10 protein-coding genes are annotated in these 13,659 nt (G+C 55.4%); 1 reads left to right on the top strand and 9 read right to left on the bottom strand.

The features are described from left to right. Window positions 1-407 precede the first annotated feature (407 nt). The 4 genes from J7U39_RS27590 to J7U39_RS27575 form a co-directional block, all read right to left on the bottom strand. Entirely contained in the window at window positions 408-1,547 is a 1,140-nt protein-coding gene (locus J7U39_RS27590) for a hypothetical protein (protein WP_018517530.1), read from the bottom strand. Further along, a complete protein-coding gene (locus J7U39_RS27585; RefSeq protein WP_018517531.1) occupies window positions 1,540-2,175 on the bottom strand; it encodes a hypothetical protein in 636 nt (211 codons plus the stop codon). Before J7U39_RS27585 ends, J7U39_RS27590 begins: the two co-directional genes overlap by 8 nt. A 145-nt stretch (window positions 2,176-2,320) precedes the next feature. Beyond that, window positions 2,321-3,730 (bottom strand): aldehyde dehydrogenase family protein, encoded by a 1,410-nt coding sequence (locus tag J7U39_RS27580; protein ID WP_018517532.1) that lies wholly within the window; start codon window positions 3,728-3,730, stop codon window positions 2,321-2,323. Window positions 3,731-3,897: 167 nt separating this feature from the next. Next, a complete protein-coding gene (locus J7U39_RS27575; RefSeq protein WP_018517533.1) occupies window positions 3,898-5,301 on the bottom strand; it encodes an aspartate aminotransferase family protein in 1,404 nt (467 codons plus the stop codon). 190 nt (window positions 5,302-5,491) lie between these two features. On the opposite strand from J7U39_RS27575, the gene J7U39_RS27570 reads away from it, so the two are divergent. Next, on the top strand, window positions 5,492-5,956 hold the full coding sequence (locus tag J7U39_RS27570; protein ID WP_032990421.1) for an Lrp/AsnC family transcriptional regulator: 465 nt from the start codon (window positions 5,492-5,494) through the stop codon (window positions 5,954-5,956). 432 nt (window positions 5,957-6,388) lie between these two features. On the opposite strand, the gene J7U39_RS27565 is transcribed toward J7U39_RS27570, so the two are convergent. Genes J7U39_RS27565 through J7U39_RS27545 form a run of 5 tightly spaced genes read right to left on the bottom strand, consistent with a single transcriptional unit; the run spans window position 6,389 to window position 12,927 of the window. Further along, on the bottom strand, window positions 6,389-7,984 hold the full coding sequence (locus tag J7U39_RS27565) for an ABC transporter ATP-binding protein (protein WP_168299467.1): 1,596 nt from the start codon (window positions 7,982-7,984) through the stop codon (window positions 6,389-6,391). Next, window positions 7,984-8,829 (bottom strand): ABC transporter permease, encoded by an 846-nt coding sequence (locus J7U39_RS27560; protein ID WP_018517597.1) that lies wholly within the window; start codon window positions 8,827-8,829, stop codon window positions 7,984-7,986. Before J7U39_RS27560 ends, J7U39_RS27565 begins: the two co-directional genes overlap by 1 nt. Then, entirely contained in the window at window positions 8,826-9,767 is a 942-nt protein-coding gene (locus J7U39_RS27555; protein WP_210633192.1) for an ABC transporter permease, read from the bottom strand. Before J7U39_RS27555 ends, J7U39_RS27560 begins: the two co-directional genes overlap by 4 nt. Before the next feature lie 14 nt (window positions 9,768-9,781). Continuing rightward, on the bottom strand, window positions 9,782-11,371 hold the full coding sequence (locus tag J7U39_RS27550) for an ABC transporter substrate-binding protein (RefSeq protein WP_018517595.1): 1,590 nt from the start codon (window positions 11,369-11,371) through the stop codon (window positions 9,782-9,784). 26 nt (window positions 11,372-11,397) lie between these two features. Next, window positions 11,398-12,927, bottom strand: coding sequence for a M81 family metallopeptidase (locus tag J7U39_RS27545; RefSeq protein ID WP_018517594.1), 1,530 nt, complete (start codon window positions 12,925-12,927; stop codon window positions 11,398-11,400). Between the last annotated feature and the right edge of the window lie 732 nt (window positions 12,928-13,659).

Genomic DNA, 13,659 nt, shown 5'->3' with positions numbered 1-13,659 from the left:
GCATTGATCCAGCTACATTTTGGCACTAAGCAAAAAATGCCCTTACCCCTCGCACCATCTATAGTTGTGCATCCTTTTTATGGAACTTTCACCAGCTCCATTGCTTTTCCGTGTCGCTAGTCTTTTTAGTCTCGCTGATACGTCCAGCGAAATAATCTAAGCCTGACGACCTATTAACCGCCCGGTTCCTCTCAACATACCAGAAGCCCGGATAGGCCCGATGGTGTCCGAGCATCCGAAGCTTTTGATTCGCAGCTTTGTCCAGGCCCTGTCGTTAAGGGCGATCTCCGGCTCCGTGTCGAGCCCGAAGTGCCACTAGGGTTCTCCAACGAGTCAAATGTTGTCCGGGATGACGTCGCCGGCTATCAGGAGGCTCGCGCATCCCGCCAGGCATCGTCCGCTTCCGGCTAACTAGCGACATAAGTTCCGTTCAGAACCCTGCGGCTATCTCCAAGAGAGGGATCGGTGCCCCCGTACTTCAGCAGAATACTTTGTTCTTTCGCCACCTCTTTCGCAAGGTCGTCCATCTCAACCGACAACGTCCGCAGCCCCTCGTATTTCTCATCCGAGTCAAAGATCCGTCTGGATCCGTCAGGCACCAATAGCGATTTCGCCTTCTCGGAGTTGTGGTAGAGTTCATCAAGGAAACGCTGCGTTTCGGCGAGGACGGCGAGTTCGTAAAACGTCCCCACTCTTAGGCCGTTGAGATCGCAATGATACATTGTGCTGGCGATATCGAAGCTGGGAAAGACGATTTTCTTGCCGTCCTCGATCGCGTCGTTCTTGACATTCTTGCAAAGCCTGATGGCCTTCTTCAGCCCTGCTCCTGCCGCTAAGTCCTGCTGATTGATCTCGTGAATGTGACGGAAAGGAAAGTTCGACAGTTCAGTGGGCACCTTCTTGTCGAGGATGAAGACGCCTCGATCGCGTTGAAGCTCAGAAGCCTGAAAGTCCGCGGTATCGTACCAGTGTGACGGCACGACATCGACGGGCCGCGGCAGCGATCCACCGGAAATCGCTATCGCCTTTCCCCCGCTGGTATCCACCGTGGCTGCTGGGTACTTAGCCTTTAAAATCTTCTCCGACTCACTTCTCAGAGCGGAAAGAACTTCCAAGGACGATTTGTTGGAAGGATAGTACAAACCCGACTGGGCCATCCGCCCGGTGGAATCGTATCGCAAGAAGCTGGTTTCGAGCGTCAACAGGTCGACGTCGCTGACGCCTCGAATATGGACATTGAGCGGCACGGATCCTTGCAGTCGAAACTCGACTGGTATGTTGGAAGCCTGGAGGCCCTCAAGCAACTGTTTACCAACGCGCTCGGCCGTCTCCACACTTATTCGCGTGTAGTCCTGGTCGACTTCCTGCATCGCTCCCAGACAGTACCGGGTATAAGGCTGATCCCTCGCCCGCTTCTGCCAACTTTCTTCACGAGAGCTTTTCTGCAGGATCTCGGTCGCCGCATCCTGAGCGAGCCGCCCGAGCCTATCGACCCCTGATCGTCTGGTATGGAGTTGATTCAAACGCTTGCCGATATCCCTAGCCATTGTCGATCTTCTCCAGCTTCATTGTTCCAAACGTGTACCTGCCATGACCGTTGAAGTATTCGCCGTCTCCACTCCTCAGGTCCTTGCTGAACAGGATCTCGCCGAATCCTTTGTGGGTGCGAAGTTCGGTCTGCTCAATGTTCGGCTCGTTGCTGTAGTTGTAAAATATCCGCCAGCCGTCTGCCTCGTCCTTGATAAGTGCCGCGCTCTTACTGTTGGAGGCTGATGTATCGGTTTTCAAACGGATACGAATCTTGTCCCACGACTGGACGATAGTGACCTTTCCAGTCCAATCGTAAGCGGGATTTAAATTCGTCTCTATCGTCCTGCCCGTGCATGTCCAGTCTCCACTGAGGTCGGGAACCTGAAGGACAAGCTGCATGAGCCGCCAGCGCCACGCATGCCGGTTCAAGAGCCAGGCAAGTATGCTGAAGACGACGCCGGCTCCAACCAACGACAATAAGCTGGGAGGAAGATTGACCGGCAACCCCATACTTTGCGCGAGGTTCACGGACCACAAAAGTACGAAGACAATGGCCGCCGAAACCATGGCAGATATCATGCCCAGCCATCTGCCAACGCTCAGGCGGCTGATACCGCCCAATTGGGTGTATTCATGCTCAAGCAAACCTGCGCTCCAGATACTTCATTAGAGGATCTTATAGATGGCATTGGTGCATCTTCCAGCATAAGTTGCAGGCCGTCAGAAATCACGGGAAATCATGAGAACTCCACAAGCGAGCTATCGAAGCTGCGCTTACAGGACCTTTAGTTCACCCCCAATTAATGCAGACGACCTTTGGCTGGGTCATGTCCTCGTAAGCGAAGCGAACGCCCTCTCGGCCCATACTGCCGTATTTGAAGCCGCCGAAAGGCATGGCGTCGAGGCGATAGTCAGAGCTATCGTTGATCATAACGCCGCCTGCCTCAACCCGGTTTGCCGCGTCCAGCGCGACCCTGAGATCGGCGGTGAAGATGCCGGCATGCAGACTATATTCGGGATCATTGGCCATCTCAATGGCTTCGTCTATGGTCTCGAACGGAGCCAGCATGACAACGGGCGCGAAGACTTCCTCGCTCCATAGCCCGCAGGTACGGGGCGTGCCTTCGAGCACCGTCGGATGGTAAAGTGATCCTTCGCGCCGATGACCACAGAGGAGGGTGGCTCCAGCGGCTATCGCATCGTTGACAGAAGTTTCAGTGCGTTCGGCCGATCCCGCCGAGATCATAGGACCCACATCGGTGTCGTCACGCAACGGATCGCCGGCCTTAAGCTTTTTGGTCCTTGCGACAAAGGCATCGCGAAACCGCTCATATATAGCCGCCTGCACGAGGACGCGCTGGGCGCCGATGCAATTCTGTCCTGCTGCCCAGAACGCGCCGGAGACGCAGCCCTCGACCGCTTTATCGAAGTTGCAGTCATTCATTACAATGACGGGGGCATTGCCGCCCAATTCCATCGCCAGCTTCTTCAGCCCCGCCGCGCGGCTGATGGCTTCGCCGGTGGCAAATCCACCGGTAAACGACACCATGCGGACATCGTGGGACGAGATCAAGGCAGTGACCAGCTCCCTGTCACCATGAGCGATGGTGATGACATCGTCAGGCAGGCCAGCTTCCAAAAGGGCATCGACGAGATTGATGGCGGAGAACGGCGTTAAATTCGACGGCTTCAGCAACACGGCGTTGCCCCCTGCGATTGCCGGGCCGAGCTTGTGTGCGACCAGGTTCAGAGGATCGTTGTAGGGGGTGATAGCGGTGATGATACCGAGCGGTTCCCGTGTGAACCAACCCTGGCGCTGTTCTGACCCAGCAAATGCATCGAAGGGGACGATCTCGCCTGCGTTGCGCTTTGCTTCCTCGGCTGAGAGTTTCAGCGTATTGACGCAACGACTGACTTCCTTGCGTGCCTGAACGATCGTCTTTCCCGCTTCGCGCACAATGGTCTCGGCAAAGGCATCGCGGCGGCGCTCGATAAGTTGCGCGGCTCCCTCGAGGATGCTTGCTCGCTTGTGCCGCGGCAGGTTACGCGAGAGCTCGGCCCCGCGACGAGCACGAGCGATGAGTTCGTCGACGTCGGATGCGTCCGTTGACTCGATCGATCCGATCAGAGAGCCGTCAAAAGGGCTGTAAACCGATACGGGTGGCAAGCCCACTTTGATATGAAGTTTGGCAGCGGTCATAGGCCAACTTCCCTTTCCCTGATGAAGCGCCGGCATGAACGGCGGTTATGGTCTTTGGGCAGGGTGAAGTTTGATCCTCCACCCGCTGCCCACTTGAGTGGCTGACAATGACAATCTGAATGCGGCTGGCCGTTCAGCGATGGCCGGAAAGCACAAGTCGCTACGGGTCAGATCTTCTGGCCGTCGCGCACCAGTTCGTCCATGACCGAGCGCACCGCCTTCTCGGCAATCGAGACGATCTCGTCGATCTCGTCCTTAGTGGTGACCAGTGGAGGTGCGAAGCCGAGGATCTCGCCATGCGGCATGGCGCGGGCGATCAGACCGCCGTCGCGCGCTGCCTTCGAGACACGTGCACCAACCTTCAGCGACGGATCGAAACGGGTCTTGCTTTCGCGGTCCCCGACGAACTCGATTGCTCCCATCAGCCCCACGCCACGCACCTCGCCGACGATCGGCAGCTGAGCGAACTTCTCCTTGAGCTGCGCCTGGAAATAGGCGCCCACCTCGCGGGCGTTGCCGGGCAGGTTCTCCTGTTCGACGATGTCGAGAACAGCATTGGCAGCGGCCGCCCCAATCGGATGGCCGGAATAGGTATAGCCGTGCGAGAAAGCGCCGACCCTGTCGGCTCCGTCTTCCAGCACCTGGTAGACTTTCTCGCCGACGATCGCAGCCGAGAGCGGAAAGTAGGCAGACGTCAGGCCCTTGGCAACCGTGATCAAGTCCGGCTCGATGCCATAATGCTGCGATCCGAACATGGAACCGGTGCGGCCAAAACCGGTAATGACTTCGTCGGCGATCAGCAGGACGTCATGCTTCTTAAGCACCAGCTGAATAGCCTCCCAATAACCTTCCGGCGGCGGTGTGATGCCGCCAGTGCCAAGAACTGGTTCACCAATGAATCCACCGACATTGTCGGGCCCAAGCCGTTCGATGAGTTGATCGAGCTCGGCAGCGCGGCGCGTGGAGAATTCCCGCTCCGTCTCGCCAGGATTGGCGCCCCAGTAGTGATGCGGCACGCCGGTATGGCTGATCTGCGGCAAGGGAAGGTCCATATGGTCGTGGTAGAAGCTCATGCCGGTCATCGAACCTGAGACAACGCTGCAGCCATGGTAGCCGCGGTCACGTGAGATGATCTTCTTCTTGGTCGGCTTGCCGCGCAGATTGTTGTAGTACCAGACGAGCTTGGCCTGGGTCTCGTTGGCGTCCGAACCGGACATGCCGTAGAACACCTTGCTCATCTTGCCCGGAGCCATCTTCACCAGACGGTCTGACAGGATCGCCAATTCATCGGTCGTGTGAGCGGCATAAGAGTGGTAATAGGCAAGCCGGTAAGCTTGGCGTGAGATCGCCTCGGCTACTTCGGTGCGGCCATAACCGACATTGACGCAGTAAAGCCCGGCAAAGCCGTCGATCAGCTGATTGCCGCGGGCGTCCTGGATGCGGATACCCTTTCCCGTCTCAACAATTGTTGGCTCGCCAAGCTTGCCGCTGGCAAAGTCCTTCAGTTGCGTGAACGGATGCAGGACCGAGTTGCGGTCCTTCTCGCCGATGTCCTTGATGTTGATGGTCATTGCAAGCCCTTCCGTAGCGCGATGATGTGAAGCGGCGGACAGAAACGCAGCTCGATATGCTCCGCTGGCGCCCGCATCTATATTCGACACTGGCAATCTGATGCTAAATCGATGCAGATTGACGGCGAATATGATGCCGTCTATGCAGGAATTCTGCGAGTATCAACGCTGGCTGCAGGATTTCTCGGACATGGAACTCGACCGCGCGGACATCGCGCTTCTTAACGCCGTTCAAAAGAACAACAAGCTCACGTCGGAGGAATTGGCCGAACGAGCGCATCTTTCACCGACTGCCTGCCAACGCCGGCTCAAACGCTTGCGGGCAGAGGGCGTCATCGAGGCTGATATTTCAATCGTGTCCCCTAAGGCAGTCGGCAGACATGTAACCGTCGTCGTTCTGGTGTCGCTTGAGCGAGAGAGGGCTGATATCATCGATCGCTTCAAGACTGCAATCAAGAACACCCGCGAAGTGATGATCGGCTACTACGTGACCGGCGACGCGGATTTTCTCCTCGTCGTCACAGCAAAAGACATGGAAGACTACGAACAGTTCACACGGCGCTTCTTCTACGAGAACAATGACATCAAAGGTTTCAAAACAATGGTTGTCATGGACCGCGTCAAAGCCGGATTTGCCTTTCCGATCGAAGATTAAGCTACTGTATTCTCAAACGGGCCGAGATGCAGTCTTCATCTATCTGTTGCACCGCGCTCTTACAGCCGCCCATTTTTCCATCCCACCATAGAGATTGGAGTGTCATTTCCCTAACTTGATGGACCGCGACAGCCATGCACGTAACCTTGGCGATGATCGAATGTCGAAGATGTTGGTTGGCTACTTCTGGGACCCGTACGCGCGATCGGGGCTTTGAGCGTTGAGGTGCTTGGTGGCTGACGCTGAGAGGTTGTCCTCCTTCCCTTGCGACGACCGCCATGTACACAACTAGGCCAGCCGGCCTATTTTTGACCCCAAGCGGGTCTCGCGCGCGCTTAGCGGGAAGTTTTTCTGTGAAAGCGACGTCGGTGATCGACGCATGTCGGCATCAGAGCGTCCTCACACGAACAACGCCGCTTCCCCGCAAAACAATCAGTTGAAAGCTTTGAGCCGACCGGGCAACGCATTGAGAAGTTGACGGGTATACTCAGACGAAGGCTGGCTGAATATTTGCGTGGTTCTTCCTTCCTCGACGATCCTCCCGCGCTGCATTACACAGATTCGATCACTTATCTGCGCTGCAACCCGCAAGTCGTGGGTAATGAATAGTATGCTCAGTTCAAGCTCCTCACGAAGCTCGGCCAGTAGATCGAGTACCTGTTTCTGGACCGTCACGTCCAAAGCAGAGACGGCCTCGTCAGCGACAAGAAGGCTGGGAGACATCGCAAGGGCACGCGCAATACAGATTCGTTGACGTTGACCGCCACTGAATTGGTGTGGATAGCGACTGAGCGCGCGTCGGTCTAGGCCGACCCGATCGATAAGAGCTTCAACCCGCGTCAATGCTTCAGCACGGGAAACGCCCATGTTAATCGGACCTTCCATAAGCGACGATCCAATCATTATACGCGGATTGAGTGAACGATTGGGGTCCTGAAACACCATCTGCACTTGGCGGTAAGGGCCGCCTCGGACGACCTCAAGGCTGCGGTTAAATTCTACCGAGCCGGCGCTGCTCGGGACGAGACCTGCAATTATCCGGGCGAGCGTGCTCTTACCAGACCCGGACTCGCCGACAATGCTCACAACCTCCCCACGCTTTATTGTCAGGTTAACACCGCAGACGGCTTTAGTTTCGTGTACGGTGAAAACACCACGCCTATAGTTTTTGTCCACCCCCCGTACAGTCAACAGCACGTCATCCGATGATGTCCGCTTCACTTCTGGAGGAATGGCGGACGGAATAGAATTTATCAGCAATCGACTATAATCTTCTTTAGGATTGTCGAGGACATCGCTGGCTGTGCCGGCCTCGACCACCCGTCCGCCCCGCATAACTATTACCCGATCCGCGATATCGCGAACCACTCCGATATCATGGGTAACAAAGAGAACGCCCATCCCTGTCTCGCGTCGCAGTTCGTCCAACAGTCGCAGGATTTGCGCCTGCGTTGTGACGTCTAGAGCCGTAGTCGGCTCATCAGCAATTAAGATGTCTGGCTTTAAGATGATCGCCATTGCGATCATCACCCGCTGCCGCTGCCCGCCTGAGATCTGGCTCGGGTAGGCTCGTGCAATCACTTGCGGATCGGGCAGATGCACCGCATCCAAAATTTCGAGAACTTTCGAACGTCTCTGGCTCGCCGACAACGTCCTCTCATGTATTTTCAAAACCTCTTCGATTTGCCACCCGATAGTCAGAACCGGGTTGAGCGCCGACATGGGCTCCTGGAATACCATCGCGATCGATTTTCCGGAAAGCTCCCGCCGATCACGCACATTCAGTGCGAGAAGGTCGCGCCCGCCGTACCACATCTTTCCGGTTTGGACGACAAGGCCACGCGCCAGTAGGTTCATGATCGTGAAAGCCGTCACGGACTTTCCGGATCCGCTTTCGCCGACGATGCAGACTATTTCGCCCCGCGCGACGTCAAGGGATAGGTCTTTGACCGCCTCTCGGCGATCTCCGCTCAAAGGTAGCGTGATGGTCAAATTCTGGATAGAAAGTACCGGATCAGGGACAGACATCAATGACCTCCATGGCTGAGAGGATCTGTCACATCGCGCATCCGATCACCAATAATGTTGATTGCAAGGACAACGAGCGCGAGAAATGTACTTGGGACAAAAATTACCCAAGGCGCGCGCTGAAATGAATTTCGTCCATCAGCGATCATGTTGCCCCAGCTCGGGAGTTCTGGTGGCGTACCAATCCCAATAAAGCTGAGTATTGCCTCGGCAATAATAGAAGACGCTGCGACGTAGCTTGTCAACACGATCAATGGCGCGACTGCATTCGGCAGAATATGCCGCCACAGTATGCGTGCAGTACCCGTGCCGGCCATAACCGCAGCCTCGACAAATGGCTCGTTTCGTATGGTAAGAGCCAGACTGCGTGTCAAACGTGTTATCTCAGGCAAAAAAGGCAGCGAGATAGCGAATATCAACCCAAATGTGTTGCTTCCGATGGCCATCAGGGACGCCACCCCAAGCAATACCGCAGGCACAGCCATCAAACCGTCCATTACGGCCATAATCACTGTGTCTAGCCAGCGAACATAACCAGCGAGAAGCCCAAGTATCGCTCCTGTGACGAGCACGACCAATCCGCAAATCGCGCCAATGGCAAGCGAGACCCGAGCACCGTATAACGCTCGTGAGAACACGTCTCGCCCCAGCTGGTCGGTTCCCAACCAGTTGTCCCACGATGGTGGCCTTAGCCTTGACGTTGGGTTGAGAAGCGCTGGATCGTGAATCGCGATCAGGGGCGCCGCTATCGCCGTTAGGCAAAACAACAGAACGAAAAAGAGCGCGCACGCTGTCAGAGGATCTTGCAAAAGCTGAATGTACCACCGTTGATTTGAGTTAATCATCTCGCTCCCCTCGGGTCGAAAAATCCACAAAGCAAATCAATCACGAGATTGAACGAAACATAGAAAACGGAGGTTATGAGAACGAGCCCTTGGATGATCGGGAAATCACGTTTGAGGATTGCCTCGGAAACCAATCGCCCAAGTCCAGGAATGTTGTAGAGGCTCTCCGTGACAACCAGGCCGCCCAGTAGCCCAGCGAATGTCGTGCCGGTCAAAGTTAGCAGCGGAGCAGCCGCGACTCGTAGAGCGTGTGCGAACAATATCCTACCGGGCGTCGCTCCCTTTGCTGCGGCGGTTTTTATATAGTCTTGCCTCAGGATTTCAGAAACGGTAGCGCGGGTGACGCGAGCGAAGAGTGAGATATAGAACAGCCCCAGCGTCATTACGGGAAGTATCAGGGATCGTAAAAATCCTGCAATGCTATCGGCCGGGGAAATATACCCTTGAACTGGGAGCCAGCCCAGTCTCAGGGCGAATATGTACACGAGTGCATAAGCGACCAAAAAAATTGGCAGGGAGAACCCCAGAGACGCGATAGCTGTCAGCGACTTATCCAGCCGACTTCCCAAAGACATCGCCGTTACCGCGCCGAGAGGTACACCAACTGCAACTGCAAGGAAGATAACGCCGACCGCGAGGGCGAGTGTTGCGCCAACCCTGTCCAAAACCAAATCAATGATCGGGCGCTGGTAAAAGATCGATGAGCCAAAATCTCCGTGGAGCAGCCTTTCAAACCAGACCGCGAACTGTCGAAAGAGGGGCTGGTCCAGCGCCAGGTGGTGACGCAGTGCCGCGATCGCTTCCTCTCTGGCTGTGTCTCCGGCTAGTATTCGGGAGGGATCACTCCCACCCGCATGGACTAAAAGAAAAACGATTACGGACACGATTGGAACTATCGGCAGTGCCGATAGTACCCTCGTCAGAACGAAATTCATCATATCGCTTGAGCCTCTCAATCAGCTTTTTTTACGATGCCATAAAAGGGTGCCCCTGGGCCCTTAGCGATATTTTGAAGTTTGTCGCTCCACGCGGAAAGCGATACGAATTGCCCGGCGGGCACGTAGGGCATGACCTCCAAGATTCGGGCTTGAAAGTCGGCCGCAAGTTTTTTTCGCTCGTCGACACTGGTCGCCTTTTCAAACGCCGACTTAATGTCTTCGGCTACCTTGTCACAAGGCCACCCAGCCCATGAGGTTTCGCAATTCATATTCGCTGGCAGTGAGTTCGATGGCGAGTCCAATTGGTCAGCTGTCGCGGTAGTTACGAATAGATTCCAGCCCCCCTCAGACTGCGGCACTTTGAGCGCGCGACGCTGGATCAAGGTTGCCCAATCCGAAGCCGCAACCTCCACATTGAAACCAATCGAACGCAATTGCTGCGCCGCAACCAGCGCGACCGCCTTCAGGTTTGGAACGTCAGTTGGCTGAAGGACAACAATGGGCGTGCCATCATAGCCGCTTTCTTTGACAAGCTTTTTGGCAGCATCAACGTTCATATTTCCAATGACGTCGCTTCCAACGAAGTTCGTGTAGGGACTGTCACAGGTAAATATGGATTTGCATTCTTTTCCATCCTCAGGTCTTGCGGTTACCAGCGGAAAATACTGCGACTGGTCGGTGACCATCGCAACCGCGCGCCGCGCTCTCGCGTCGTTGAAGGGTCGAGTCAAGGAGTTGAAACGCAACAAAATGGTGCCGCTCCTTGGATCGAAAGGACCAACGACGATCCCGGGCGTAGTCTGCAGCTGTTCAACCAAATCCGGGTCAAGGTCGGAAATGAAATCGACTTCACCGGCAGTCAGAGCGTTTGCGGCCGTCTGACTATCTGGCATAGAATGAAGTTCGATCACATCAGATCCGCCTTTTCGGCTTCCGGCGAGCAGATCCTGCGGCTCAGCGCGCCCGGCGTACTGAGGATTCCGGCGCAAAGTCAGAACTGAACCCGGGCGCGAAGCCTGGGGATCATAGATATAGGGTCCGCTCCCAATGTGATCGCTGATCGGTACGCCTGTGCCCGCGGCGATTGTCCACGCTGGATATATGTAGGGAATGGTCGGCGTGCGTTTCGCCAAGACGTCCAAAACGAATCCATATGGCTCCGACAGCGTCAAGGTGAAAGACTTATCATCGGAAGCTTGAAGCGCCTTGATACGCTTTTTGAGCTCGGAACCCGACGAATCTTTTGAGAAGAAGCGTTCCAGCGACGCAATCACGTCGGCCGATTTAACCGGCTTGCCATCGTGAAAAGTCGCGCCGTCACGCAAGGTGAACGTATATTTGAGATGGTCTTCGCTGACGGTATAGTTCTGGACAAGCTGTGGCTGCACACTTCCCTTTGAGTCGTACGCGAACAGTGGCTCATATACGAGGTCCGCGAAGTACGTCACAACAGCTGACGTTGACTGCGTCGGATCTAGCGTGGGCGGGTCCGATTCGATGACGACGCGTAAAACGTTTTGCTCTGCGAAGACCGGGGCTGCAACAACGCAAAAGAAGCCTACTGCCGCGCTAGTCAAAAAAGCTCTTAAGCTTCCATTTCTCATTTTGCTCTCCTCCGATTGATCTTGGTTCAGGTGATTGATGCGATGGGATGAAAGGGAGGACCCAATGGCCTCGTTCGAATCCCAGGCGCGAGATTCCTCCAAGGAAGACCCGTCGGATCTGCTGGCATTGCGCCTGGCGCTGCCGCCAATAGAATGTCCGCAGCTAGCGGTCCGAAATCCGCTCTGAAATGAGCGGTACTTTTCACAACCAGGATATTCTGTTGCTCGGGCGCAATGCCCGCGGCTCGAAAAAAGGCCGTGTCGAGCATCTGGACCCGATTAGAAGAAACAACGACCCTGACGCCACCGATCCGAAGACATGCCATGAGCCCAAGTGCTACATCCACCCCCCAAAATATGGGGCCATTTGCAAACACTGCCCCGTCGGAGATTTTCTCGACAATGAAGTCGCCCTCAAGCGGAGTATCTCCCTCCACGCCCGATTTCCCTCCGAGAGCAAGCCGAATTTCAGCACCTTCGCCCGCCTGGTGCGCTGCCGCGGCAGCGGCCGGATCGAACAGCAGTCCGATAGCTGCATCGTTGACTTTCGCGGCAATAAGTGTGCGCAGCATTCCGGTGGTATCAGAACTACCACCGGCGCCAGGATTGTCCTGCACGTCGGCAATTATGACTGGTCTGCTCTCATCGGCAGCAATACGAAGAGCTTCTGCTACAGCCTCGCCGGGCTGATAAAGTCGGCCGACAAAGTCACCTTCGTGGCGCTGCACTAGCTCCGCTAAAGTGTCAGCTGCGCAGGAAGCGGCCTCTTGGTCGTCCGCATAGGCGAGAACGGCCGGCCGGCAATGGGGAAAATCTGACGCCGGAAAGCAGGGACAATAGCTGATGCTGAGAACGTTGCTCTCAAGTGCGAGCATGTGCTCTAGAATCTTGTCATTTGGCGCGATCGAGGTGGGTTGGAACACAGCGGGAATCAAAAAGTCCGCTTGTCGGAGCGACTTCGAGGGTTTGCTGCCCGTCAGAAGCATGTGCTCTAGAAATTGAAAAGCGCGGCTACCTGTTTCAGCAACGTCGACATGAGGGTAAGTCCGATAGGCTATTAGCCCGTCCGAATATTCAACCATCTGGGGAGATACATTCGCGTGAGGATCGAGGCTAGCGACAATTGCAACGTCAGGGCCGACCAGTTGGCGCACACGGTAGAGGATCTCTCCTTCTGCGTCAGGATAACCCTCGCTGAACATGGCGCCGTGCAGATCTAGGTATACGCCATCCAGGGGCAAAGCGTGTTTGATGCGGGCAACTAACTCTTCCAAGATCGGTTCGAAAACCGATCTTGGTACAGCGGCGGATGGTGCCGCGCCGGCCCATAGGGTCGCCATGGGCAGCCAATCAGGTTGGAGTTCGTAAAGCGAGGAAAGAAAACCGGCAACGGATTCGTTGCCTCGGTTCAAGCGACGAATGATCTCTTCTCCACGAAGAATGCCTGGGCATTCGCCGTCATTCATGAAGTCCGCCATGGTCGTCGGGATGGGCGAGAACGTATTCGTCTCATGAATAAATCCACCTATCGCTATTCTCCGCGTCCCCTTCTTCATCGAGTTCCTTCCAACTAGTGATAGAGAGCCGCGGAGGCTCTATAGAGTGGGCGGTGCGAGATATTCGGATTCACCAACTCGTCCCGATAAGGGCGTGGTGCATCATCCCCCGCTAGAGACAGCGAAGAGGTTTCCTTGAAGGTGAGGCTGAGTTGTCCGATGCAATTTGCAGAATGGGCAGGCCGCCACTTGCTTCCGACGGCTACATTCAGGCAACCTCTGATGCTTCTACATCAGTCGCATGCTGACAGGAGCGTCTACATAGGGACCGGCAACAGTTGGAGCATTGAATTCAAAAATTGCTTCAGGCCGAACCTGCGAATTCCACCTCGGGCGATAGTGCCTGGTATTCAACATTTCTTCGTTCCCTTTTATTTCGTCGGGGTATTAGAATCCCCTTTGTTCCGAATTATAAGAAGATTGACTGAATAATTGAAAGTAGTCCTATGTGGGCTGGACGATAAAGTCACCGACACAGAGTTAAAATGAAGACGCGTACCCAGCAATTGCCATGACATATAGGGGCCTGGGGCGATTTTCGCCTCGCGGCCGTTCACTATAATCACCGTAAGCGCCTCAAACAGCTGTTATTACTCAATCCGCGCGATGTGGATCTACGGGCGGCCAATGGTTGTCGGCGACGTTTCGTCATCGCCCACCAATACTCCGTGCACCTTTCAATTCTTCCACAGGACCGTGCGAAAATCCGTGCACGCGACGCCGTATCAAATT

The sequence above is a fragment of the Rhizobium sp. NLR16a genome (genome assembly GCF_017948245.1).
In the GTDB taxonomy this organism is placed as follows: Bacteria; Pseudomonadota; Alphaproteobacteria; order Rhizobiales; family Rhizobiaceae; genus Rhizobium.
Note: the sequence above shows the minus strand (reverse complement) of the source record. Positions and strands in the feature narration are given on the sequence as shown.

Excerpts from the sequence above, each read along its gene's own strand:
- J7U39_RS27590 (WP_018517530.1), bottom strand. The coding sequence starts at position 1,547 with ATGGCTAGGGATATCGGCAAGCGTTTGAATCAACTCCATACCAGACGA.
- J7U39_RS27580 (WP_018517532.1), bottom strand. The coding sequence starts at position 3,730 with ATGACCGCTGCCAAACTTCATATCAAAGTGGGCTTGCCACCCGTATCG.
- J7U39_RS27575 (WP_018517533.1), bottom strand. The coding sequence starts at position 5,301 with ATGACCATCAACATCAAGGACATCGGCGAGAAGGACCGCAACTCGGTC.
- J7U39_RS27570 (WP_032990421.1), top strand. The coding sequence starts at position 5,492 with ATGGAACTCGACCGCGCGGACATCGCGCTTCTTAACGCCGTTCAAAAG.
- J7U39_RS27565 (WP_168299467.1), bottom strand. The coding sequence starts at position 7,984 with ATGTCTGTCCCTGATCCGGTACTTTCTATCCAGAATTTGACCATCACG.
- J7U39_RS27560 (WP_018517597.1), bottom strand. The coding sequence starts at position 8,829 with ATGATTAACTCAAATCAACGGTGGTACATTCAGCTTTTGCAAGATCCT.
- J7U39_RS27555 (WP_210633192.1), bottom strand. The coding sequence starts at position 9,767 with ATGATGAATTTCGTTCTGACGAGGGTACTATCGGCACTGCCGATAGTT.
- J7U39_RS27550 (WP_018517595.1), bottom strand. The coding sequence starts at position 11,371 with ATGAGAAATGGAAGCTTAAGAGCTTTTTTGACTAGCGCGGCAGTAGGC.
- J7U39_RS27545 (WP_018517594.1), bottom strand. The coding sequence starts at position 12,927 with ATGAAGAAGGGGACGCGGAGAATAGCGATAGGTGGATTTATTCATGAG.